Genomic DNA, 25,310 nt, shown 5'->3' on the forward strand with positions numbered 1-25,310 from the left:
GCATACGGTAGCTGCGGTTGCTTGTCCTTCCACCAACAGATGCACTGCGCTGCACGACAAAGGCCCCGCACCGCGGGGCCTTTGTACTCCCCTTCCCTTTGGGAAGGGGCCGGGGGATGGGTCGGGTGCTTATTGCTTCACCACCGTCACCGCTTCGCTCGCCTCGCCATTGGCGGCGATCGCCTTCAGGTGGTAGGGACCCGCGGCCAGCCCGGCCAGGTCCAGGTTCACCGTGGTCGAAGCCCCGGCTTCCGTCAGCACGCTTTGCTGGCGTACTACGCGGCCCTGCATATCCGTAAGCTGAAGCACCACGTTGCCCCCCTGGGCCGAGGCCTGCAGGCGAACCGAGGCAGCGCCCTTCACGGGGTTGGGGTAAATGCCATCCACGGTGATGATACCGCTCTTGTCGCTTTTCAGCATGACCACCGCGCTGTATTTCGAGCGGCCATCGAGGTCTTCCTGCTTCAGGCGATAATACCACTTGCTGCCTGCCGTGATGTTCTCAGCAAATGTGTAATTGATATCCGAGGTGCTGTTGCCCCCGGCCGCGCGGCTGGGTACAAAAGACACTTGTGTAAAGTTGAGGCCGTCCGTGCTGCGCTCGATGGCGAAGCCGCGGTTGTTGCTCTCCGAAGCCGTCGTCCACTTCAGCTCGTTCCTGCCATTCGTGCGCTTGCCCGTGAAGCGAAGAAGACTTACCGGCAGCGGGGCGTCGAAGTTGGAGATCGCGAAGGGCGAGAAGGTCTGCTGACCGCTCATGCTGACCGACTTCATTCCATTCACCGTCGCGGGCATGATGTAACCCGATACGGCCATCCACTTGTTGTTGCTCTCGTAGTGCCATACGCGCACCCGGATGTTGTTGTTGAACGAGGCGCCTACGTCGGTCGTGCCGTTGTAGCCGAAGCTGAGGCTGGTGGCAGTGGGCGTGGGGTTCGTCGACGGCGTGATGTTCCACATACGGCTCACGGCCTTGTCTACATTGGGCGCCTGGGGGCTGGCCACGTTCGTGATGGCATCGGCCACGTTCACGCTCCAGTCGAGACCGTCGGTGTTGCCAACGGCCAGCGGGTTGTAGCTGGTGTTGCCTACAGGGAAGTTAGCCGTGCTGCTCACACCCGTCACTTTCAGCGCACCCGTGCTGTTGGTCTGCACGTAGGAGGTTGCCGAGCCCGCGGGGGCGCCGGCGGCCGGTACCGTAAGGGTGTTGCTGCCGAGCACGAGCTTGCCGGTGGTCAGCGTGAGGGCGCCGGTGATGCCCAGGTTGCTGCCCAGCGATACGCCGGTGCTGCTGTTGTCGATGGACAGGTTCTTCACGGCATCGCCGGTGAAGGTGCCCGCCGGGATCGTCTGGGGCGTGCTGCCGTTGAACAGCACGGTGGCGTTGGTGGCGATGTTGCCCGTGCCGACGCCGATGGCGCCTTTCAGGGTAAGCGTATTGCCGCCCATGGTCAGCGTGCCCGCGGTCAGGGTCAGGAGGTTGTTGACGATCGGCGTGCCGCTGAACGTAACGCCGTTGCTGTTATTGATGACGAGCGTGCCGTACTGCGACGAAGCGGCGAAGAGGGCCGGTACCGTCTGGGCGCTGCCGCCGGTAAAGGCGACCGTGCCCGTGGCGGCATTCACCGAACCCGACGTGCGCGCCATGCTGCCGCCAACGGTCAGCGTGTTGCTGCCGATGGACAGGTTGCCGGCGGTGAGCGTCAGTGCGTTGCTCACGGTGTGGTTACCCTGGAGGGTTACGCCACCCGCGCCGTTAAGCGTCAGGTTCTTCGTCGTGTTGCTCAGGAACGAAGCTGAAGCAACGGTTTGTGCGGAAGCGCTATTAAAGGTTACCAGACTGTTTGTAGCGTCGATGTTGCCCGCGCCGCGCGTGATGCTGCCACCGAGGGTCAGGTTGTTGGTACCCATCGACAGGGTGCCGTCGGTAAGTACCACGGCGCCGGAAATAATAGCATTGGAAGTCACACTGACACCCGCTGCGTTATTCAGAGTAAGGCCGGCCATCGTTGTATTCGGGAAGTTTGCCGTTTGCGCCGACGTGCCGTTAAACGTATAGTTCGCAGTGTTGGAAAAGGTATTGCTGGTGCTGGTAGTCTGTACGGTTGCAGTGTTGCCCGCGGTGTAAACGCCGTTCGCATTAGCAGTAGCAAGGCGACCTCCGGCATTGAGCTGAACACCCATACCGGCATTGCTGCCCGTGATAATGAAGGATTGGGCATCGAGCGTAGCTCCCGAATAAATGGTAACGTCGCCATTGGAGGAGCCGAGATTCAAGTTGCTGAGTAGTTGGACGGTGTTTGAAGTGCTGGCATTGCCTACGCCGATATTCAGCGTACGGCTGCCGGCGTTTATCGTACCACCCAGGCTGATCGTTTGTGTGCCGCTGTTCTTTACCATGTTAATAGTAAGAGCTGTTCCGGCAGACCCTGCCAGCACGAGGGTACCGCCGGCTGCTGTGACGAAATTGCCCGACACATTGAATATGCCCTTGCCAGTATTGCTGCCGCTCGACGAAGGGTCAAGTGAACCATTAGCCAGTACACTCAGGTTTCCGGCGATGTTAAACGTGACGGTTCCTGTGCTGCCGGCTACTTCGAGCGCTGCGGTCGTACCGTTTCCGCCGATGATCATGTCGCCGCCAACGGTCACGGTGGCCGTTTGGTTAGTCACATAGCGGATCACGTTCGATCCGGTATTGAGAATTTTCAAATCACCACGAACGGTAACAAGTCCTCCGCTGAGTCCGATCGGGAAGTTCTGGCTCGCGTTATTCCAGGTAAGGTTGTAAAAAGACTGTCCGAGGCCAGAGGGAGTTACACTGATGAGGCCAACGATGTTGCAAGTGCTGCCTGTGCTCCAAGAAGCAAAGAGAATGCTGCCGTTCGTCATGTTGTGCGTGTACGTACCCGTAGTTCCGATAACAAACGACGTGTTATTAGCCGCAAGCGTAGCGCCATTATTTGTAATGATCGGCGCATTGCCAGAACTGGTTCCCGTGTTTGTGAGCGTACCATTCACCGTGAAGGCGCCGGTACCATTCGCCAACGTGGAGCTGGCATTATTGTTCCAATTGCCACCCGATGCAACAGTGGTGGCAGTAGCGCCATTGAGATTAATCGTGCCGCTGTTGTTCACGGTTCCATTTACCGAAACCGTATTGCTGCCGCTGCTGAGCGTCAGCGTGCCGCCAACGGTCAGGGTACCGTCTACCGTCAGCGTAGTGCCGGCAGCAAGGGTCATCGTGCCGCTCGAAATAGTGAGCGAGCCGGCAGCCGCGATGCTCAGGTTCTTACCGGAAACAGTTCCGGTAGAAGTCATGGCATGACCGAGGATGCTGATCGAAGCGGCCGAAGAAGTGGGCGCCGAGCTGGCCGTCATCCAGCCGCCGTTGGTGAAGCTCTCCCAGTTGCTCGCCGTGCTCCAGGCACCGCTGCTTAAGGAGCGGAAGGCGTCGGTAGCGCTGGTGGCTACACCCGTCGTAGCGCTGGCCACCGTATACCCCGTTGCATAATAATTATAGGTAGCGGCATTCGTGCCGTCCCAGGTATAGGGAACGACTACATAATTATAAGTGGTGGACGGGGCGAGGCCGGTAGTGTTGCTGTAGGTAATGGTACCGCCTGCGGTAACCGCCCCCACAAGCGTTGTGTTGGCGCCGGCGGTGGCGGCTGCACCCGGTGTAGCGGTAAAGGCTACGGCGTCGGCGCCGGCCGTGCGGAAGATAAAGTAACCGGTGGCGGCGGCGGTGGCGGCCGACGGGAAGGTCGGCGCGACCCACGACAGGTTGATTTGCGAAGCACCATTGGCCGTAGCGCTTACAGCGGTAGCGGCGCCGGCGGGAGCCTCGGCCCAGGTGCGGAAATTGAGATAGCTGCCGTAAGACGTAGCTACTTCGTTCTTCACATAAGCAGCATAATAATATTGCGTCTGCGGGGCGAGCACCGTAGCGTTGCCGCTGCCCGTACCCAGGCTGCTGCTGAAGCTGGCGCTGCCCGTGGCGTCGGACGTGTACCCGTCGTTGGTGGCCAGCGTCGGCGTTGCGCTCGTGGCCGCCTTGGCATACACCACGCCTTGCTGGCTGATGCTGCCCGAATTGCCGCTGGCGCTGCTGCCACCCGATGTGGCGGTAGTCATAGTGATCGCCGTTGCAGCCGTAGTGGTTACCGACGGTGCGCCGATAACGAGGAGCGAGGCGCTGGCTGTATTGCTGGTCAGGTAATTATAGGTAGCGGCGCTGCTGCCGTTCCAGTTGTAGGCAACGAGCAGGAAGTTGTAGGTGCTGCCGGGCGTGAGGCCGCTGATGCTGGTAGACGTAGCACCGGCGCCTACGAGGGGAGCAGCCGTGCCGTTGTTCACGAGGGCCTGGCCGGGCGCGTTGCCGTTGGGCGAAGCGATGAGGGTGGGCGTACCCGTGCTGTACACAACGAGGTAGCCGCCCGTGTTGGCGAAAGTAGCGGCGCTCCAGTTGAGCGTGGCGGTGCCGGCCGCGGAGGCCGTGGCCGTCAGGTTCCAGGAGGCGGGAGCCGTGGGCGCAGCGGCATAGGCCGTGCCGCTCACCGCTACGGTAGCCGTGGCGCTGTTGTTGTCAACGCTCAGCGTTACGTTGCCGCTCTGGGCACCGGCGGCGCCGGGGGCAAAGCGCACCCAGAAGGTCGAAGGCGTCAGCGTATTGGCCGAGTAGGTAAGCGTGCTGCTGCTGTTCCAGCTGCTGTTGTCGTTCGACACCTGGAAGTGGGCCGGGGCAGTGACCGTTACGGTGCCGCTGCCGCTGAAGTTGGCTGCGGTAGGGGTTACCTGCGTGCCGGTGCCGGTGCTGCCGCTGGCAACGGAAGCAAACGAAATGCTGCCGGGGCTGGTGCTGAGGGCGGGGCTCAGGTTGGCCAGCGAGGAGCCGGTGGCCGTTACGGCGCCGGCCGTATAATAATTATAGGTAGCCACGTTGGCGCCGTCGTAGGTATACGGAACCAGCGTGTAGCTGTATTGCGTGGAGGCGGCCAGGCCGCTGTTCGGGTAAGAAGTAGCCGCGCTGTTGACGGCGGCGAGGTAGTTGGCCACACCGCTGTAGGCGGCGCCGTTTACCAGCACCGAAGCCGAAGGAGCCGTGCCGCCGGCGGCGCGCAGGATCACGTAGCCCTTTTCGGTAGCGCCCGCGCCGGGGAAGGTGGCGGCGGTCCAGGCCAGGTCGATCTGCGACGAAGACGAGCCGGTGGCGGTGAAGCCGGTGGCGCCGGCCGTGGCCGGGGCGGAGAAGGTGTAGAAGGAACCTTTGGGGCTGAAGCCGGTGCCGCTGCCGTTGGTAGCGTAGCCGGCATAGAAGTATTGCGTTTGCGCGCTCAGGCCCGTGCGGGCGTCGGTGAAGGCACCGGTCGTGCTGTTGGCGCCGAGCGTCGAGGGGTTGTTGCCGGTAGTGGCGCTGAAGTTCGTACCCGGATCGGTGCTGCTGTAGATCGTACCGTACTGCGTGGCGTTGGAACCGTTATAGTTTGTGATGTTGGCGCCGAGGGTAGCGGTGCTACTGGAGGTTACGGTTGCGGTGGATGTGGTTAAAGTGGGTGCGCTGGCGGCAGATGATGCAGTAACGGTTATTGTAGAACCGTTGTTCCAACGAACAGTAGTTCCAGCAGCTGTAGCACCATGCGGCACCAGATACAGTACAATGGATTTACCGGCTGCAACTGAAACACTGCCTGTGAAAGTCAAACTTGTTGCTGTTCCAGAGCTCGAAATGGATTGCACCGATCCAAATGTGGTAACCGTACCACCGTTGTTTGAGTACATCACAGTAAAGTTGCTGGAATTTGTTGAGCCGCTAAGCTGGGCATTCCAAACAACGCTACTAAGCGTAAAGTTTGTAGTAGCGTTTGCAGTAATAGTTACTGAAAAATAGGCTCCGTTCGTCTGGTTAGTTGTGGCAGAAGCATTGTTGAATCCGCTTGCTGCTAGGCCGGTCCCTGCTGATACACAGGTTGCTGCTGATCCTCTTGACCAGTTCGAAAAGGAAACGCCAGCGGGCGGTGTTGTCCAAGTTGCTGTAGGCAAGTAAGGACATGTTCCAGAAGCGCCACCGCCTACAGTAACTACTGTCTGCGCCCAGCCATTCATCCCGGCGCAAGCCATCAATACCAATAAGAGGATCGATCGGATCCGGCCGTTGCGGCCGTTGGTGTTTTGGGTACGTACACGTGTTCCGTTCACACACACAGATGCGGTTGCATTGCTTCTCATAGAGCAGCTGTTTTTTTGTTTGGTCAATCAGGGGGTTGGTCTCGAAGGATGTGGACTAGGGTACGGACTTTCGACAGGAGGATGGATTGGGAGGCCAAAGCTACTCCAAATAGTAAGTAGAAAAGGGGACGCGATGTTACGCAATCGTTTCCATTCGGCCAAAAGGAACCCTTAGCCGCCCGGAGGCTTGGGTTGGAGCGACGGAGCGGGGGAAAGAAACGGTGGGAGGGGGATGGAAAGGTTTTTAAGGTTTTTAGGGTTCTTCTGGTTCTGGACGTTCCCAGGGAGCTGAAACGGTCTAAGGTGGATGTCGCAAATGCCCCTCGGCGGGTGTTTTACGACAGTCGGCACGACGTTATTGCAGGTCGGCGCCTGTTTTTCGATGGTCGGCGGCTGTTTGGCGCGGCTCCGCCTGCCGTTATTGCAGGTCGGCACCCGTTTGGCGGCGCCCGGCAACCCGATCGGGCGGGCCCGCTTGTGCTTAGCGGCAACCGGCAACTGTTTGACGCTCCTCGCCGGCTGTTTGGCGGCAGCCGGCAGCGCCGTCCCGCACCCCGCCCCGTACGCCAACGGGTACCCGCCGCCCCCGGTGCGGCGGCAGGCCGCGCGGGTAGTACGGCTGCAGCGAAAAATGCCGCCCCGCGCCGGTTTTCGGCCCGTCCGCCGTAGAAATACGGAGTCAAATTCCGTATTAATACGGAGGCGGCGGGCCGAAGAGCTTGCGTACCTTACCGGTTCACCAAATATTTTATTTTATGGACCAGGATCAACTGAACTTCCACACGATGATGGGCAAGCTGAAAGCGCACTTCCAGGGACATAGGTCCGCGTGGTCGAACGAACCACTGCTGACCGACCCGGTAGCGACCCTGTTAGCGCTCCACGACCGCATCGAAGCCGCCGCCAGCGCCCAGGAGGGGGGCAAGATCGCGGCGTTTTCCGCCAAAGACGCGCTCTTCGCCGAAGCGGCCGTAGAAACGGATAAGCTGGCCACCACCCTGCGCACCTTCGCGCGCCGTGCCGCCGACCCCGTACTGCTCAAGGCCATGGACCTGTCGCTCCGCGACTTTAAAACCGGCGCCCAGGCCGACCGGGTACGCCTGATGAACCGGGTGCTGGCCGAAGCCGAAAGCCGCCTGGCGCACCTCGCGCCCTACCGCATCGACGCAGCCCGGCTGGCCGCACTGAAGACCCTGCTCCACCAGGCCGCCGACCAGCACGACGACGGCCACGAGCAGCGCACCCACAGCACCGTCGCCACCGGCCGCCTCGCCGACCTGCTGGCCGAAGCGCGCACCCTGCTCGAAGGCCTCGACGACGATGTGCCTACGTTTATCGACGACGCCGAGTTCGTTACGGCCTACTTCGTCGCCCGCCGCATCACCGACCGACGCGCCACCCGCCCGGCGGAAGCACCCGCTGAGGCCGGAGGGAGAACAAGAGATTGAGAGGAAGAGAGAACGTGAGAACGAGAGGAAGAGAGGAAGAGAGAACGAGAGGAAGAGAGAACGAGAGAACGAGAGAACCAGAGAACAAGAGAACAAGAGGTGCGGCGGTTGCAGCCGGTTTTTGCGCCGGGCGCGGCTTTCCGGGGGTTCTCCGGTGGTTCGGGGAGGCCCGGCAGCGGGCCGGCCGCGTAGAAATACGCTTCGAAATACCGTATTTCTTCTCTTGTGGGGGAGTCCCGGAGAGGTTTACTTTGTCTTCGCTCCAATTACATAGGGTTCCGGCCGCAGGGCCGGAACCGGGTTTCACCCCAACCCCCTCGCCCGCGGTGGGGGTTCCATACCTTTCTCTGTCGGAAACAGGGTCCCGCGTACACCCGGGATCAGCCACGCCCCCGCAAGGGGGCGTTTTTGGCCCCACCCCAACCCTCCCCGAAGGGGAGGGAGCGCAAACGCAACGCACAAAGGCTGCGCTGAGCGCGGGAAGCCCTCGTTCGGAAAAGATCCCAGTACCGCCCGATCGGAAGAGATCCCGTTCGCAGGCGAACGGGATGACGACGGGCGCCATGGAAGAATAATAAAAGAAGAGGGCGGCCGAAGGCCGCCCTGTCAAAGGGAAGAATGCTGTTGCTCCCCTGCCGCTTGCCGGCGAATGTCAGCGCAAGCCGTGGCCGGCAGATCGCGCCTGGTCAGGCCTTCCGCTTACCCGTCAGCCCTTCCATCAGTTGCAGCACCGCCACCCCGTCTTCGGCGGGTGCCGGGTTGGGGCCGCGGCCCAGGAAGTGGCCGGTTACGGCCGCGATCATCGGCTCCTGCACGTGCGCCAGCGGCGGGAAGTCGAAGCGGGCCGACACCGTGCCGTCGAAGCGCTCCAGCAGCAGCGGCTGCGCGGCGAACACGGCGCAGGAAAGACGCCCGTTGTCGCCCGTAAACACAAGCCGGTCGCGTTTTTCGGCTGCACCGAAGCGCCAGCTGCCCTCCAGGAGGATGCCGCCCGGGTAGCGCGCGGTGCCGGCGGTGGTATCGTCGGCGGCATAGTGGCCGTAGCTGTTCCACGACAGGCCGGCAGCCGCTTCGGGGGCGCCGAAGAAGTAGTGCAGCAGGTCCAGCGCATGGGGCGCCAGGTCGTAAAAGAGGCCGCCGCCCGATTCGGCGGGGTCGAGGCGCCAGGGCAGCTCCGTGCGGGCCACCAGGCCGCCCTCGTGGGGTTCCCACAGCTCCAGCCGCAGGTGGCGCACGCTGCCGATGGCGCCGGCGTCGAGCAGCTCCTTCACTTTGCGAAACAGCGGCTGCGCCCGGCGGTAGTGCGCCACGCAAAGGGGCAGGCCGGCCGCGCGGGCCGCATCGGCCATACGGGCCGCGGCGGCGGCGTCGAGGGCCATCGGCTTTTCCACGTACACCGGCTTGCCGGCCGCCAGGGCCTGCAGCGTGTAGGCTTCGTGGTAGCGCGGCGGCGTGGCGATGTACACCGCGTTCACGGCCGGGTCGGCCAGCAGGTCTTCGGCCCGGTCGTACCAGCGGGGCACGCCGTGGCGCGCGGCATAGTCGGCCGCTTTGGCCCCGTTGCGGCGCATCACCGCCGCCAGCCGCGACCCCGGCACTTTCCCAAATGCCGGCCCGCTCTTTACTTCCGTTACGTCGCCGCAGCCAATGATGCCCCAGGAGATGTCGTTCATGCAGCGAAGCTAGGAGCGTAATCCATTAATCGGTTAATCGATCAACCGGTTAATTCCTGCGCCCGGGATGACCATGCTTCCTTGTCCCGCTGAGCGCAGCCGAAGCGCCCGTCACCCCATTACGAAGCCGTGTAAAAGGGCCACCCGGAGGCAGCCCTTGTCCCTAAAGCCGAAAACCTGTTATTGTTGAAGGAAGGGCAGCACCCGCAGCCCTTGGGGCGCCCGCACGAAGCGGCGTACGCCGGCGGCAGAAGGGAGTCCTTGGTTAGATGACGAACGTTCCCGATCAAACGAAGGTACCCGGCACTGCTGGCGGGAACAATACCCTGCGCGCGGTATTTTGCGGGAGGCGGGAGGCGGGAGGCGGGAGGCGTAAGGCGGGAGGCGGGAGGCGGGAGGCGGGAAGCGTGAGGCGTCAGGCGTGAGGCGTCAGGCGGGAAACCGGGGATCGCTGTTTTCCTCCGCCCGGCCTCCGCGCCATAGGCCGCTCCGGCCGGCGGCGCGCTGCGTCGTCTCTCGCAGCCTCCATAATAAACGACCTTCCAACCTATAGTACTGCTTAGGTGCTCGCTGGTAGAGAAACAGTCTCTGTGTACTCTGCGAAAACGCGCTGCGCCCTCTGCAGCCTGCCCCGCCAAAGGCGGGGAGAAACCTTGCCCTGTGGGAAATGCTAAACTCCGCTATCTTAGTCGTACCAAAATCCAGACTGTTCCGATGCGAAAAACCATTTTCCTGGGTCTTTCGGGCCTCGCCCTGACCCTCGGCGCCGGCGCCCAGTGCCCCACGCCGCTTACCTTCCAGGTACCTTCTTCCTTCAGTATTTGCAACGGCGCGCAAACGCAGCCCCTCCTCTTCGGCAGCAACGACGCGTCGGCCACTTTTGCGTGGAGCAACAGTAATCCTTCCATCGGCCTCGCTCCATCCGGCAGCGACGACATTGCGCCCTTCGCCGCCGTCAACAGCGGCAGCACGGAGGTAACGGCCACGATCACCGTTACGGCTACTGCGGGGCCCTGCGTCAGCGCGCCGCAAAGCTTTACCATCAGCGTCCGGCCCTCACCGGCCACGCCCTCGCTGAGCGTGCAGGGCAACCTGCTGCAAAGCAGCGGCGGCGGCACGAGCTATGCCTGGTACTACAACGGCGCGCCGGTCGACGGCGTCACGGGCCCCTCCTTCGGGGCAACGCTAAGCGGCAACTACGCGGTGCAGGTAGTGGGTGGCAACGGCTGCGCCAGCGCGGTGTCGCCGGCGCTGAACCTCTTGATCACGGGGGTATCCGCACTGCGCGCCGGCTCGGGCCTCCAGCTGGCGGCCAACCCCGTGCGCGGGCAGGCACTGCTGCTGCAAACGGGCCCCGCCCGCAATTATACGGTTTGGGTACTGACCTCCGGCGGCGCGCTGCTGCAGTCGCAGCGCCTCCGCGGCGGCGGCGCCATCGACCTGTCGCGCTACCCTGCGGGGGTGTACCTGCTTCTCGTCCGCGACGAGCGCAGCGGCGCGCTGTGGCAGGAGCGGGTGGTGAAGGCGTGAGGCCCCCCTACTGCACCCCGATCGGGAAGTCAGGCACATTCGGCGGCACCACCGACGTGGGATGCTGGCGGCCCCTGGTGAGTTCTTTCACGCGCTCGGAGATGTAGGCGTCGAGGCTTTTCACCGTGATCTTGGTCTTGCCGGGAACGGAGGCCTTGCCGCCGAGGCCTTCGAGGAGCGCCATTGTAAAGGCGCCGTGCTCCCAGGAAGGATCTTCGAGCGAATATTCCTTGCCGGTGCTGCTGGTGAAGGTGATGGCACCGTTCTGCGTGCTCGACAGCTCGTTCACGATGGCGTTGATGTCGGCGCCGCCGCGGCGCTGGGCCGTGCCCATCACGTTGCCCGAATGGCAGGCGTCGATGAATACCACCACCTTGCCGGCGATGTTGCTCACGGTCTGCTTCAGCTCTTCGAAGTTGAGGCAGGTGGAACGCAGGCGGTTCACGTCGGCGCCCACGGGCAGCATGTAAAAGACGCCGTTGTTGTCGTTGATGCCGTGGCCGGCGTAAAAGATCATCGCCATATCGCCCTGGCCGGTCTGCTCCTGGATCCACTGGAGGCCGTCCTGGATGGCCTCGCGGGTGGCGGCAGCGTTGGTGTATTGCTTCACCACCACGTCGCCGTACAGCTTGCCTTTTTGTTTCTGCATCCCGGCTACGAAGGCGTTGGCGTCCTTGTCGGCGTAATTGAGCTTGTACTCGGGGTTCTGGTACTGGCTGATGCCGATGGCCAGCACGTAGAGCTTGGGTTTGCGCACGAACTCGTCGGCGCCGCGCTCAGCGGCCTTGAAGTGGAGGAATACGTTGGCTTCGGGACTGAGGCCGTTGTCGTTTTCGGCCAGCAGCGTCACGGTGCAATCGCCGCCGGGCAGGGTCACGTTCACGCTGTATTTGTTGGAAGGCTGCACCTTGATGCCGCGCTCCAGCGCCACGGGCCGCCCGTTGACGAGCACCTTCACGCTTTTCACCGGCGCGTCTTCGGGGGTGTTGACGCTGTAGTCGATGCGCACGGTCTCGCTGCTCACGGTGCTGCCGCCGGCGGGGTTGAGGATGCTGATGGTGGGCGGCAGCTTGCTTTGCACGGCGGCGGCGGTGGCGGTAGTGCGGCGGCGCTCGTCGCGGCTGTTGGCGAAGGTGATGGCCTGGTTCTCGTCGTAATTCTCAAACACGGCGTCGATGATGTCGGGGCGGTAGTAGGCTTCGCGGAAACGCGACACGGGGAAGAAGGCCGGCGTGCCGTCCTTGCCCTTGTTGATGTGCCAGCCGAGCAGGTCTTCAGCGCCTGCGGAGGCGTCGTAATAGCCCGAGGGTGTAAAGAGCACCCAGCGCGTTTTGTCGTTGTGGAGGAAGAAGGCGAGCAGCTCCTTGCCGTTGGTCATGTTGTACCAGCGGATGGTGCCGTCGTTGAGCTGCACCAGCACCACGCGGTCGTTGCCGCTAATGTTGACGCCCTTGCAGTTGGCGGGCAGCGTTGCTTTCCACACCTGCTGGCCGCGCACGTCGGAACAATAGAGGTTCCAGCTGCCGCCGATCACCACGTAGTTGCCGTCGGAGCTGACGTCGACGCCCACGCAGGATTCATAATTGTTCATAAAGGTCACCTCGCGCCCGTTGATGCTGGGTCGCTTGTCTACGCTGCCTTTGTCGGCGCGGGTGCCCTGGGCTTCGGTCACGGCCGGCTCGGTCTGGCTTTCCTTCTGCTGCAGGGTGCGGCCCGGCACTTCGAAGCTCAGGTCGGGCTGGTGGTAGGGCTGGAAGCCGAAAACGGCGCCGTTGCGGCCCACGCGGAAGGATCCCTTGCGGGTGCCCGAAAAGTCGTTGTTGTTGCTGTTGTGGTACCAGCCGGTGGTATGGGCCGCCGTCAGCACCGCCAGGTCGGGGTGCGAGCCGAGTACGGCGAGGCCGCCGTTGGGCAGGGCCTTCATGTCGGCAACGCTGTTGTTGAGCAGGGCCAGGTCGCGGAAGGAGCCCCTGCCGGCGTCTTCCCAGCAGCGGATCACGAAGTGGGCGTTGTTGTCGGCGTCCACGATGCTGTAGTGCGAGCCGCCGTAGAGGCGCTTGCCGTCGGCGGAGAAGCACACCTTTCCGAGGCGCTCGCCGCGCACATTGGCTTCGCCGAGCGCGGGGCGATAGAGCACGGTCAGGTCGGTGCCGCTGCGCACCTCCACGTCGGGACTGTCTTCGTAGGCTACGGCCACCAGCTTCCCGTTGGGGCTGAAAGCCACGCTGAAGGGTTCGGCGCGGCTGTCGTGGCGGGCGGTGGTCTGCAGGGCAAAGTCTTCGGAATAGAGGCGGATGAGGCCGTCCTCGCAGGTAGTCACCAGGCGGCCCTTCGCGTCGAAGGAGAGGTGGTACACGTCGCCTTCGTAGCTGCCCAGCACACGGGCCAGCGACCAGTTGGCGGTGCGCACGAGGGCGACGCCCTTGTTGCCGCCCATGCCCACGGCGAGCCACTGGCCGTTGGGGGAAAATTCAATTTCGTTGGCCATCCCCGCGAGGCCGGTAACGCGCTGGCGGATGTGGCCGGTCTGCGTTTCGATGAGGTAGAGGCAGTAGTCGTCTTCCCATTCGTAGCCGGTGCGCCCGCCTACTACGGCGAGCTTGCCGTCGGCGCTGAGGGCGCAGCTATAGAGCTTGCCTTCGCTGGCGCCTTCCACCGGCACGCGAAACACCTGCAGCTGGCGGCCCGTGGCGGCATCCCAAAGGCGGGCCGTCCGGTCGTCGGAGGAAGTAAGCAGGTATTTGCCCGCGGCGTCGGTGGCGATGCGCTTGCCGGCGGCGGAGTGCATCCCGGTTTCAAGGCGCAGGATCGGCTGGGTCGTTTGCGCGGATGCGGCGAGGCAGCTAAGCACTCCGAAGAGGAAGAACAGGCAGGATCTCATATGCAGCGTTTTGGAGACCACTAAAGATCGATAAAAAACCGGATCCCTGCAATACCCTCCGGAGGGTAGATCGGCGTTCGTGTACGCCCTAACGGTGAAGTGGAACACGTTGAGGAAAACAATAGGGCGGGGCCTGCAGCCAGAGTCATATACAAATCGATGCATATATTTGCCGCGCTGAAACTAAATCCACACTGCTATAATATGTTCCGAAAACTTTCGCTCCTCATCCTGTCGGGTTGTTTTGCCCTGGCAGGTTCGGCGCAGTCCGGCCTTCCCGATGCTTCGTTCAATGCTGTCGATGCCGGGTACGGGCGGGGCGATATGTCTGACAATCCGGTGTACCGGATGCAATTACAAGCTGATGGCAAACTGCTGATCAGCAACGACCCGCGCCATTTCAACAGCACCGTGCGCACCGGCCTGGCGCGTTTACGCGCCGACGGGCTGCTCGACAGCTCCTTTGTGCCGGCGATCGAAGCGAGCGTTGCCACCAACGATGCCGTGCTGCTGCCCGACGGAAAGGTGGTGGTCGGCGGACATTTTACCATCGGCGGCGTCACCCGCTACATTACCCGCCTCCTGCCCGACGGCAGCCCGGACGCCTCCTTTGCTACCGGCACGGGCTTCAATGCGCGCGCCACCCGCCTGCTGGCACAGCCCGACGGAAAGGTGGTCGTCAGCGGCGAGTTTACCAGCTTCAACGGCACGGCCCGCAGGTACCTCGCGCGCCTCAACGGGGACGGCACCCTCGATACCGGTTTCAACCGCGGCGCCGGCCCCGACGGGGTCATCAGCACCTTTGCGCTGCAGGCCGATGGAAAAATCATCGTCGGCGGCAGTTTCAACAACTTTGACAACGTGCCGCGCAAAAACATCGCGCGCATCAATGCAGACGGCTCACTCGACGCGTCCTTCGACCCGGGCACCGGGGCAAACGCCGGCATCGCTTCCCTCAAGCTGTTGCCCGACGGGCGGGTGCTGGCGGTCGGCTACTTTACGGCCATCAACGGGGTGACGGCCAAATACCTGGCCCGCCTCAGCAGCACCGGCGTTCCCGATCCTTCCTTCAACACGGGCAGCGGCCCGAACGATTACCCGGCCGACGTGGCCGTACAGTCCGATGGCAAGCTCGTGGTGGTGGGTAATTTCCATACCTGGAGCGGCAGCACGGCGAATTGCATCGTGCGCCTGGACGCGAACGCAACGTCGGTGGATGCCAGCTTCGACGCCGGCACCGGCATCCGGGCCTACGGCCACTGCGTGCTGCTGCGCCCCGACGGGCGGATCGTGGTATCGGGCTCGTTCAACGACGTGGCGCGCCGTAGCCGCAACCACCTGGTGCAGTTCCTTTCCAACGGCAGCATCGACCTAGCCTTCAACCCCAGCACCGGCGCCGACAACACCGTCGCCGCGGTAGCGCTGGCTTCCAACGGCGACCTGGCGATCGCCGGCGACTTCTTCGGGTATAACGGGCACTACCGTGGCGGCGTTGCCCGCCTGCACGGCGATGGCAGCATCGATACGAATTTTACGGCAACGATCGGGTTCGACCGGTTCGCCGTCAACCGGGTGGTGCATGCGATGGCTTTTCTTCCCGACGGCAAGCTGCTCGCCGTTGGTGAATTCAACCGCTATTCCAACTGGCCGGTAAACTACATTGTCCGCATCCTGCCTTCAGGCGCCATCGACCAGACCTTCGACGCCGGGTACGGTGCCTACCATATGTATGGGATGGCGTTGCAACCCGATGGCAGGATCGTGGTCGTCGGGGATTTTTCCTACTTCAGCGGGGTGGCCCGCCGCAGTGTTGCGCGCCTGAACGCCGATGGCTCGCTGGACGCCACCTTTGCCACAACCCCCAACTGGACGGCGCCGATGAAGGCCGTGGCCCTGCAACCCGACGGCAAGATCGTAACCGCGCTCTGGTACCTGCAAACGCAGAACGAGCGCCCGCTCCGGCGCTTCCTGAGCAACGGCTCCCTCGATCCTTCCTTCGTGGTTCCCGCGGGGTCCAACGATGCCATCAACTCCATCGGCTTACAGGCCGATGGCAAAATCGTTGTTGCCGGAAACTTCACTACGCTCGGCGGCGTGACCCGCAACCGTATCACCCGGCTCAACAACGATGGAAGTGTCGATGCGGCATTCAACCCGGGAACGGGTGCGAACGCAGCGATCGAACGCCTTTTGGTGCTTGCCGACGACCGCCTGCTGATCATGGGCCGCTTTACGCAATACAACGGCGCTGCCTGCAACAATATCGCGCGCCTCAACCGCGACGGCTCGCTCGACAACAGCTTCCAGGGTTCGGGCAGCAACGGTATCGTATGGGATGCGTTGCAGAAGCCGAACGGCCAGCTGCTGGTCGCCGGCGCGTTCACGGCGTATAACGGGGTGGGCCGCAACCGCATCTCGGTGCTGCACAACCAAACGCTCGGGGTGAGCACGCTCGGCGCATCCACCTACTGCGCCGGAACGACCGTGGTGGTGCCCTTTGTGGCCGGCGCGGGCTTTTCCAGCGGCAACGTATTTACCGTACAGTTAAGCAATGCATCGGGATCCTTTGCCGCGCCGGTTACCATCGGCACGCAAAGCGGCACCGGCAGTGGCAGCATCAACGCCACGCTTCCTGGCGGCCTTGCTGCGGGCAGCGGCTACCGGGTACGCATCATCAGCAGCGCGCCCGCCGGCACGGGTGCCGACAATGGTGTCAACCTCACGATCAACGCGCAGCCGGCACCGCCCGTGATCACGCAGAATGGCGCGCAACTGCAATCGTCGGCGGCCGCCGGCAACCAGTGGTATTTCAACGGCAGCGCCATCACCGGCGCCACGGGCAGTACCTACACCCCGACGCAGGCCGGCAACTATACGGTGCGTGTAACCACCGGCGGCTGCAGCAGCCCCTATTCCGCAGCGCTGGCCTGGGCGGCAACCGCCGTCAGCAGCCTTTCTGCCGAAACGGGCATCATCGCCGGGCCCAACCCGGTTCACAATGTATTGGTGCTGTATGCCAACGGCAATACCCGGAGCTACCACTTGCGCCTCACCGATACCTGGGGTCGCGACGTGGTGCCGGGGCGCCGGTTCAGCGGCAACTACAGCCTGCCGACCGAAGGGCTCGCGCCCGGAACGTACCTGCTGCTGCTCCGCGACGTGCGTACCGGCTGGCAATGGCAACAGAAGATCATAAAACAATAACAGCGGCACGCAGCTAGCGCGGGTCCGTGTTTCCTACCAACAAAAATCCCATCGCGTTGCGATGGGATTTTTTATTTAGCTGCGTTACCCGCGTTATCGGCTTGCTTTAAACGACCACGAGTTCGTAAAAGGCTTCCGGCTGCAGGTACTTGTTGGCCAGCGCCTGCAGTTCTTCGGCCGTGATGGTACGGATGGTGCGCATCTGGTCGTCGAAATAGGTTTCGGGAACGCCGTTGAGGATGATGTTCTTCCAGCGGCCCATGATGTGGAAGGGGCCGTCGAGGTCGCCGAGGATGGAGCCCATCATGTAGTTGCGTACGAGCTGGAGCTCCCCGGCCTCCACGGGCTCGTTGCGCAGGTCGGCCATCTCCTTGTACACTTCGGTCACAGCCGCCTCGCATACGTCGCGGCCCGCCTCGGTGGAGATCACCCAGGCGCTTTGCTGGATGTGGTTTTCGAGGTAGCTGTAGATGCCGTAGGTGTAGCCTTTGTCTTCGCGGATGTTGGTCATCAGGCGCGAGCCGAAGAAGCCGCCAAAGAGGTTGTTGAGCACCTGCACCTTGAGGAAGTCGGGGTGGTGGCGGTTGGGAAACTCACGGCCCATGCGGATGGAGCCCTGCACGCCGTTGGGGTCGTTGGTAACGCGGTATTTCTTTTCACCCGCCGGCACGATCGGGAGGACGGGCAGCGCCAGCGCGGAGCAGGGCAGGTCGCCGAGCTGGTCGTCGAGCTGCCGGAAGATGTCGGCCGGCAGCTTGCCCGACACGAACACGATAAACTTGCCCTGGCGGTACCAGCGGTCGTAAAAGGCCAGCAGCTCGTCGCGGGTAAGGGCGTCGAAGTCCTCGAAGCGGCTGAAGCGGCCGTATGGATGCTCTTCGCCGTACAAATACGTATCGATGAGGCGGCCCGCCACGAAGTCGCTCTTCTTGAGGTTTACGTTGAGGCGCTGCTTCATGTTCTGCTTATAGGTCTCCAGCTCGTGCTCGGGAAATTCCGACTCCGTCAGCACCTCCTTCAGCACCGGCAGCAGGGCCGGCAGGTGCTTGCTCAGCGTGTGGATCGACACGGTGGCCGTTTCGTTGTAGCAGTTGCGGTTGAGGTAAGCGCCGTAGTATTCAAAGTGCTCGTTGATCTGGAAGGCCGTTTTGTTCTTCGTGCCGTTCTTGAGCAGGAAGTTGGCCGAGGCAGCAATGAGGTTGCGGTCTTCGAACCAGTTGCCGGCGTAGTACACCAGCTCGAGCTGCAGCACGTCTTCGGCACCGGCATTGATGGCGTATACGTCGGCGCCGTTGCGGAGCGTATACTTTTCATAGGGCTTCAGCTGCAGGTGCAGGTCTACGGCGTCTACGATATGGGGAGGCGTTTTGCGGTCCAGCATAGTTGCAATTTAAACGTCATTGCGAGCGCAACGAAGTGGAGCGAAGCAATCTGATCTACGTCCACGCTGCAGCCTTGGGCTTCGGAGCCAGCGTGGGTAAGATTGCTTCGGGCTTCCGCTTCGCTCCAGCCCTCGCAATGACGGTTATTAATGGGCTTTTAAACCTTCGCTCTGTAATAGAGCGTATTCGAATTGTTCTCGTCAAAAATGATAGCGGCTTCGTCCTTGATGTCCTGGGCGGTAACGCGGTTATAGCGGTCCAGCTCGGTGTTCATCAGTTCGGCGTCGCCGAGGAGCTCGTAGAAGGCGAGGGAGTTGGCGCGGTTCATCAGGCTCATGTCTTCGAAAGCGATGACGCTTTCGGTCTTGTTTTTCACCTTCTGCAGCTCGGCCTCGCTGATGCCTTCGGCCTTCAGCTTTGCCAGCTCGCGTTCCACGGCCGCTTCGGCGTCTTCCATCGCCACCCCTTTCACCAACTTGCCTTCGATGCACAGCAGGCCCGGCTCCACGGTGCCGAAGTGGTAGCACTCGATGTTGGAGAACAGCTTCTGCTCTTTCACCAGGGCCTGGTAGAGGCGCGACGAGCCGCCGCCGCCGAGCACTTCGGTGATGAGGTCGGCCGCGTAGTAGCGCGGGTCGAGGCGGCTGTAGATGTGCCAGCACTTATAAAAGGCGTCCAGGGGCACGTCGGCCACCACCTCGATGCGGCGCGGCGCCGACTGCTTCGGCTCGGCGGGGATGCTGCGCTCGTAGCGTACGCCGGCCTCGATGGGGCCGAACCACTTCTCCGCCAGCTCGCGCACGCGTTCCGCCGTTACGTTGCCGGCCACCACCAGGATGGCGCTCACGGGGCGGTAGTGCTTGAAGAAGAAGTCTTTCACGTCCTGCAGGCCGGCGTGCTCGATGTGCGACAGCTCCTTGCCGATGGTCATCCAGCGGTAGGGGTGCACTTTGTAGGAGAGGTCGCGGAGGCGCAGCCACACGTCGCCGTAGGGTTTGTTGAGGTAGTGCTCCTTGAATTCCTCCATCACCACCTTGCGTTGCACGTCGAGGCTTTTTTCGGAGAAGGCCAGGCTCAGCATACGGTCGCTTTCGAGCCAGAAGGCCGTTTCGAGGTTCTCGGCGGGGATCTGGATATAATAATTGGTGAGGTCGTTGGTGGTGTAGGCGTTGTTTTCGCCGCCGGCCATCTGCAGCGGGTCGTCGTATTCGGGCACGTTGACCGAGCCGCCGAACATGAGGTGCTCAAAGAGGTGGGCAAAGCCGGTGCGCGACTCCTCCTCATCGCGGGCGCCCACGTCGTAGAGCACGTTCACCACCGCCATCGGGGTGGCCGTATCGGGCATGACCAGCACACGCAGGCCGTTGGATAATTGAAAGCGTTCAAACCGAACCATTCGTTTATTGAATAATATTTATTGAATAATGTGTATTGAATAACGGGTCGAGTACCCGAAATAAGCCGGTAAATGTACCGCAAGGCCTACATTATTCAATATTCAATAGCTATTATTCACTATTCAATCTAGAGGATGCTTTTCACCATAAACCGCACCTCCTTCAGCTCGCCGTTGCGGCGGTACACCACCTGCACCGGCTCGCTGGTCTGTGTGAGCAGGGCTTTGTAGGCGCTGAGGCTCTGGCTGAAATTTCGGTTCACGGCCACCACCACATCGCCCTCCTTCAGCCCGGCCTTTTCGGCCGGCGAGCCCTTGGCCACGTCGCCGATCTCGATCACCCCGTTGATAAGGTAAAGCTCCAGGCCGCAGTAGCCGTATTCGAAGGGATCATCGAAGTGGCTGTTGGGCACGAGGTAGATCTCGCTGCGGTCGTAGTTGATGATGGCGTTGAAGCGGCGCAGCAGGTCGGAGCCGATGAGGCCGCCCAGCGTGGGATAGGACGTAACGTTGAAGGTGTCTTTGAACACGTATACCGGCACGTTGCGGAAGCGGTAGGGCCCGAGGCGCACCTGCTGGATGACGGTCATGTGCATGTCTACCTTGCCGCCCATGCCCTCGGCCTCCTTGGCAAAGAGGCGGCGCCCCTTTTTGAGAAAGCCGCTGTCGCGGATAAAGTCGGTGGAGAACATCAGGTTGAGGCCGGCGCCCATGTCGTAGAGAAAACGCGTTTCCACGGCGCGGTTGTCGCGCACGCGCAGCGACTGCACCGGCAGGGTATTGATCTGGGGGTGGAGCATAAAGCCGCCGCGGGGGTAGCGGATGGCCCCCTTCGTCCAGAACTCGATCCACGACGAGTCGTAGTTGACCTTCACCACGTAGCGGCTCAGCACCGAGTAGCCGACGATGCCGTCGATCCGCTCGCCGTAGATGCTGGTAAGCAGGCTGTAATCGTTGACGTGAAAGGACATGCTGTCGATGCTGAGGCCTGGCACGTGGAGCGACTGCCCGTGGAGGAAGGAGACGTTCTTGATGCCGCCGATGCCGCGGATGGTGCGGTTGGAGGGCGTGGGCTTCAGGTTGAAGTGTTCCACCATCGCGGAGTCGAGCGAGATGCCGCCCGAGCCGGAGTCGAGGATGAAGTTGAGCGTATCGGGGAAGTTGCTGAAGCGCGCATTGAATACGATCAGGCCGCCGGTGAACTGCTGAAAGCGTACCCGCGTGATAAAGCGCGAGGGCTCTACGAATTCTTCCTGCGCACCCGCGGGCAGCAGGTGGCAGCTAAGCAGCAGGAGGAAAAGGGCTCGGCGCATGATGGTGGTTTGTGAGGAAGACAGCTCGGGCGGCCTAAAGGCTGCCTAGGGCAAATTACTTAAACAAGTAGATAAGTGGGAAGTCGGAAGTCGGAATTGGATGGACGGCAACACTGCTTCGGACTTCCCACTTCCGACTTCGATACTTCCCTGTCGTACCTTTGCGGCCGATGAACCTCTCCCCCCTTTACGACAAGGCCCTGGCCTTCGGCTTCCTCACCGTGGAAGAAGGCATGGCGCTCTTTGAGCACGCGCCCCTCACCGACCTGATGAACATTGCCGACAGCCTGCGCCGCCGGCAGGTGCCCCACGGCAAGGTCACCTGGCAGATCGACCGCAACGTGAACACCACCAACGTGTGCATCGCCAACTGCAAGTTCTGCAACTTCTACCGCATCCCCGGCCACCCCGAGGCCTATATCACCGATATGGATACCTACCGGCGCAAAATCCGGGAAACCATCAAATACGGCGGCGACCAGCTGCTGCTCCAGGGCGGCCACCACCCCGGGCTCGGCCTGCAGTTTTACGTGGACACCTTCCGCGCCATCAAGGCCGAATTCCCCGACATCCGGCTGCACACCCTCGGCCCACCCGAGGTGGCGCACATCTGCAAGCTCGAGGGCATGAGCCACCACGACGTGCTGCGGGCGCTGAAAGAAGCCGGTATGGACTCGCTCCCCGGCGCGGGCGCCGAGATCCTGGTAGACCGCGTGCGGCGCCTCATCTCCAAGGGCAAGTGCGGCGCCGACGAATGGCTGGCCATCATGCACGAAGCCCATAAGCTGAATATCACCACCTCGGCCACCATGATGTTCGGCCACGTGGAAACGATCCGCGAGCGCTTCGAGCACCTCGTGCGCATCCGCGACGTGCAGGCCCTGAAGCCGGAAGAAGCCAAGGGCTTCCTGGCCTTCATCCCCTGGACCTTCCAGGACGTAGACACCCTGCTGACGCGCATCCGCGGCGTGCACAACCTCACCACGCCCGAAGAATACATCCGTATGATCGCCCTGAGCCGCATCATGCTGCCCAACGTAAAGAATATCCAGGCTTCCTGGCTTACCGTGGGCAAGCAGACCGCCCAGTTGTGCCTCCATGCCGGCGCCAACGATTTCGGCTCCATCATGATCGAAGAGAACGTGGTGAGCGCCGCCGGCGCGCCGCACCGCTTTACGAGCCGCACCATCCAGGATGCGATCCGCGAGGCCGGCTTCGAGCCGCAGCTCCGCAACCAGCAATACGAGTGGCGCGAGCTGCCCGCCGCTGTCGAAGAGCAGGTCATCGATTATTAGCAAGGCAGGCCAATCAGGTAACTGGTTTATTGGTAAAAAGGGTCTTTTACGCGGCAACATTCGCGGAACAGGAAAGGGTCGTCGTAAGGCGGCCCTTTTTTAATTGGTTGATCGGTCTATTGGTTAATTGGTAAAGAACCTGTTACGGACGCTTTTAATAAAACCGGGCGCCTGGTTGCTGTGGCCTTCCAAAACCCCGACGAAAAGCAAGCTGGGCAGGTCCTGGTTACCAATAGACCAGTAGACAAATAGACCAATGGACACGAAAACCGTATTTACCGGCATAAATCATAGTAGAAATACGGTTGTTGGTATGGGAAATTGTGCGGATTTTGGCGTTTCAAATTAATTCCACTGCTTATGAATCATGAAATCGACCTCCAGACGGCCATCGACATGACCACGCTGTACCGTACCAACATCGGCAAAATGATGTCCGACGAGTTCCAGGGCGCCATGCCGCTCAGCGAAACATTCGACATTTCGGCGATCACTACCCTCCTGCAGCAAAACCCGACGCAGATCCGCATCTACTACGGTATGAATGCCGACAACAGCATCCACGCCGTGCTCGTGGGTGTAGACGACAAAGGAAACGATATGTTCCCGGGCCAGCCCGAAGACGGCAAGATCATGGAAATGGCTCACCGTTGCCCGGTAACTTGCCCTCCCGCTTCCTTACTCAATCAATAACGAGCAATGAACGCGTACGCATTCATTTTTGCCTCTTCGTTTTCGATCATTATCGCTGTGCTGCTCGGTGCGTTCCGCATGCACCAGGTAGCACGGCGATATATCCCATTCCTCCTGTTTCTTTTGATGGGGCTTCTGAACGAAATAGCCAGCGAGATCACGGGGCGCATCTGGCAAACGAATGCACCGAACTGTGACATTTACACCTTAGTGGATTCACTGGTCCTGATTTGGATGTTTTACGAATGGCGGCTCTTCCGAAAAACATTGGCGTATGTACTTGGGTCGATGCTGATCGTTATTTGGGTTTCCGATACATTGATTTGGGGAAACCTGATGGCGTTCAGCTCGCGGTTCAGTGTCTCCTATGCTTTGTTGACGGTTCTGATGAGCGTGCAGTATATCAATCACCTGATTGTTACCGAACAGCGGCTCACCCTGAAAAACCCGGATTTCCTGATCTGCATCTGCCTCGTTCTGTTCTACACCGCATCGGCAATCGTGGAAATCTTCTGGTTCTTCGGTTTTGACAACAATCCGACATTTGTAGGCCGCGTGTATATCATCATCCCTGTAGTTAACCTTCTTGTCAATCTAACTTACGCACTCGCCGTTTTATGGATCCCCAGGAAACCCGCCTTTATTACGCTATCCTGATTGCCTGCGGCGTCGTTGGTCTGATCATCGTCTTCTTTATTATTTCCATCATCCGACAGCAGCGCCGCAACCTCGTGCTGCACCGCCAGAACATGCTGGCCGAGATCACCACCCTCGAGAAGGAGCGCGCCCGCATGGCCCGCGACCTGCACGACGAGCTGGCGCCGGTGCTGGCCGCCGTCAAGATGCGGATCAACTCTTTTGCCCTTACCGACGCCGAAGACCAGGAGGAGCTCGGGCGCACTTCGGCCCACATTGACAGCCTGATGAAGCGGATCCGCGAGATCACCTTCGACCTCATGCCCTCCTCGCTGGAGCGCGCAGGCTTCGCCGCCGCCGCCCGCGAATTCCTCGAATACATCCGCCGCAGCGGCCGCCTCGACATCCGCTTCGATTGCCCCCAACCCGTGGCCGTAGACGAGCGCAAGGCCGTCAACCTCTACCGCATCCTGCAGGAAGTGATGCAGAACACCCTCAAGCACGCCGAGGCCCGCCGCTTCGTGGTGTCGCTGAAGCAGGAGAAAAAAGAGCTCGTGCTCGCCACCACCGACGACGGTAAAGGCTTCGACTACGAAAAGCTTCTCGCCCAGAACGGCGGCATCGGCCTCCGCAGCCTGCGCAGCCGTGTGGAGATCATGAACGGCGCCTTCTTTTGCGAAAGCCGCAAAGGGAAGGGCACATCTTATATCTTTAGAATCCCGATTTAACGCAACCAGCTATGAACCAGACCGACGACAGGACCGGCGAAGACGCGCTCGCGCCCGGTGCCGCCGAAGACAGACCCATCCGCCTCCTCATTGCCGACGACCACGAGATCTTCCGCGACGGCTTCCGGGTGATGCTCCGCAAAAACCCCGACCTGGAGCTGGTAGGCGAGGCCGCCGACGGCGAACACCTCCTGGCCATGGTGGAATTCTGCAAGCCCGACGTCGTCATCACCGATATCCGCATGCCCAACATAGACGGCGTGGCCGCCACCCGCCTGCTGCAGCACAGCCACCCCGACCTCCCGGTGATCGGCCTCTCCACCTACGACGAGGAGCAGGTGATCGTGGACATGCTCGAGGCCGGCGCCCGCGGCTACCTGCTCAAGAACGCCTCCAAGGAGGAGATCTTTACCGCCGTAGACATGGTACACCGCGGCGAGGTCTATTTCTGCGCTTCTACCTCGCCCCGCCTCGCCGAGCTTATTGCCAAAAGCTCCTTCAACCCCTTCCGTCGCCGCCCCTCCGCCGAGATCAACGACCGCGAAAAAGAGATCATCCGTCTCATCTGCCAGGAATTTTCCAGCAAGGAGATCGCCCTGCAGCTCAACAACAGCGTCCGCACCGTGGAATCCTACCGCGACCGCCTGCTCGACAAGATCGGCGCCCGCAACGTGGCCGGCCTCGTGGTGTATGCCATCAAACATGGCATCTACAAGCCCTAGCCCCCTGTCCCCCAAAGGGGGCGCTTAGGTCGATCTTTCCTTGCAGAAAGGATCGTTTACTAAAGTTGTCGATACAAAAGCCCCGACGGTACCGCCGGGGCTTTTTACTGCAGAATTTTCAATACAATATTCAAACAGGCCTGCTATTAAAACTCGGGAATTAACGCTGGAACATCATCGA

At 61.5% G+C, this 25,310-nt stretch carries 15 protein-coding genes; 9 read left to right on the top strand and 6 right to left on the bottom strand.

From position 1 onward, the window contains the following. Window positions 1-129: 129 nt before the first annotated feature. Complete coding sequence (locus tag E0486_RS16940) at window positions 130-5,646, bottom strand: T9SS type A sorting domain-containing protein (RefSeq protein WP_131853976.1); 5,517 nt, start codon at window positions 5,644-5,646, stop codon at window positions 130-132. Window positions 5,647-5,692: 46 nt separating this feature from the next. On the opposite strand from E0486_RS16940, the gene E0486_RS16945 reads away from it, so the two are divergent. Beyond that, window positions 5,693-5,890, top strand: a complete 198-nt coding sequence (locus E0486_RS16945) for a hypothetical protein (protein ID WP_131853978.1) — start codon at window positions 5,693-5,695, stop codon at window positions 5,888-5,890. Between the two features lie 1,093 nt (window positions 5,891-6,983). After that, window positions 6,984-7,676, top strand: a complete 693-nt coding sequence (locus E0486_RS16950) for a hypothetical protein (protein WP_131853980.1) — start codon at window positions 6,984-6,986, stop codon at window positions 7,674-7,676. A gap of 686 nt (window positions 7,677-8,362) precedes the next feature. On the opposite strand, the gene E0486_RS16955 is transcribed toward E0486_RS16950, so the two are convergent. Then, window positions 8,363-9,349 carry a Gfo/Idh/MocA family protein gene (locus E0486_RS16955; RefSeq protein ID WP_131853982.1) on the bottom strand — a complete coding sequence of 329 codons (987 nt, stop codon included), beginning with the start codon at window positions 9,347-9,349 and terminating at the stop codon, window positions 8,363-8,365. 714 nt (window positions 9,350-10,063) lie between these two features. Between E0486_RS16955 and E0486_RS16965 the strand changes: the two genes are divergently transcribed. Beyond that, on the top strand, window positions 10,064-10,879 hold the full coding sequence (locus E0486_RS16965; protein ID WP_131853984.1) for a T9SS type A sorting domain-containing protein: 816 nt from the start codon (window positions 10,064-10,066) through the stop codon (window positions 10,877-10,879). 7 nt (window positions 10,880-10,886) lie between these two features. Here E0486_RS16965 and E0486_RS16970 read toward each other — a convergent pair whose 3' ends face one another. Next, entirely contained in the window at window positions 10,887-13,760 is a 2,874-nt protein-coding gene (locus E0486_RS16970; protein WP_165917392.1) for a caspase family protein, read from the bottom strand. A gap of 204 nt (window positions 13,761-13,964) precedes the next feature. Between E0486_RS16970 and E0486_RS16975 the strand changes: the two genes are divergently transcribed. Beyond that, window positions 13,965-16,964, top strand: a complete 3,000-nt coding sequence (locus E0486_RS16975; protein WP_165917393.1) for a delta-60 repeat domain-containing protein — start codon at window positions 13,965-13,967, stop codon at window positions 16,962-16,964. 106 nt (window positions 16,965-17,070) lie between these two features. On the opposite strand, the gene E0486_RS16980 is transcribed toward E0486_RS16975, so the two are convergent. The 3 genes from E0486_RS16980 to E0486_RS16990 all read right to left on the bottom strand — a co-directional run bounded on the left by E0486_RS16980 (window position 17,071) and on the right by E0486_RS16990 (window position 21,055). Continuing rightward, complete coding sequence (locus E0486_RS16980; protein WP_131853990.1) at window positions 17,071-18,345, bottom strand: M16 family metallopeptidase; 1,275 nt, start codon at window positions 18,343-18,345, stop codon at window positions 17,071-17,073. A 158-nt stretch (window positions 18,346-18,503) separates the two neighbouring features. Beyond that, window positions 18,504-19,742, bottom strand: coding sequence for a M16 family metallopeptidase (locus tag E0486_RS16985; protein ID WP_131853992.1), 1,239 nt, complete (start codon window positions 19,740-19,742; stop codon window positions 18,504-18,506). Between the two features lie 128 nt (window positions 19,743-19,870). Next, window positions 19,871-21,055 carry an aspartyl protease family protein gene (locus E0486_RS16990; protein ID WP_131853994.1) on the bottom strand — a complete coding sequence of 395 codons (1,185 nt, stop codon included), beginning with the start codon at window positions 21,053-21,055 and terminating at the stop codon, window positions 19,871-19,873. A gap of 170 nt (window positions 21,056-21,225) precedes the next feature. Here E0486_RS16990 and mqnC point away from each other — a divergent pair, with 170 nt between their 5' ends. From mqnC to E0486_RS17015, 5 genes are all read left to right on the top strand, one after another. Further along, window positions 21,226-22,350 (top strand): cyclic dehypoxanthinyl futalosine synthase, encoded by a 1,125-nt coding sequence (mqnC, locus tag E0486_RS16995; RefSeq protein WP_131853996.1) that lies wholly within the window; start codon window positions 21,226-21,228, stop codon window positions 22,348-22,350. A 360-nt stretch (window positions 22,351-22,710) separates the two neighbouring features. Continuing rightward, the gene (locus E0486_RS17000; RefSeq protein ID WP_131853998.1) at window positions 22,711-23,043 is read left to right on the top strand and encodes a hypothetical protein; all 333 of its coding nucleotides are present in this window, start codon (window positions 22,711-22,713) and stop codon (window positions 23,041-23,043) included. Between the two features lie 6 nt (window positions 23,044-23,049). Further along, entirely contained in the window at window positions 23,050-23,700 is a 651-nt protein-coding gene (locus E0486_RS17005) for a hypothetical protein (RefSeq protein ID WP_131854000.1), read from the top strand. Continuing rightward, entirely contained in the window at window positions 23,661-24,407 is a 747-nt protein-coding gene (locus tag E0486_RS17010) for a sensor histidine kinase (protein WP_131854002.1), read from the top strand. Before E0486_RS17005 ends, E0486_RS17010 begins: the two co-directional genes overlap by 40 nt. A gap of 11 nt (window positions 24,408-24,418) precedes the next feature. After that, window positions 24,419-25,129: a response regulator transcription factor gene (locus E0486_RS17015; RefSeq protein ID WP_131854004.1), complete on the top strand. Its 711-nt coding sequence runs from the start codon at window positions 24,419-24,421 to the stop codon at window positions 25,127-25,129. Window positions 25,130-25,310 lie beyond the last annotated feature (181 nt).

The sequence above is a fragment of the Flaviaesturariibacter aridisoli genome (assembly GCF_004343705.1).
Taxonomy (GTDB): domain Bacteria; phylum Bacteroidota; class Bacteroidia; order Chitinophagales; family Chitinophagaceae; genus Flavisolibacter; species Flavisolibacter aridisoli.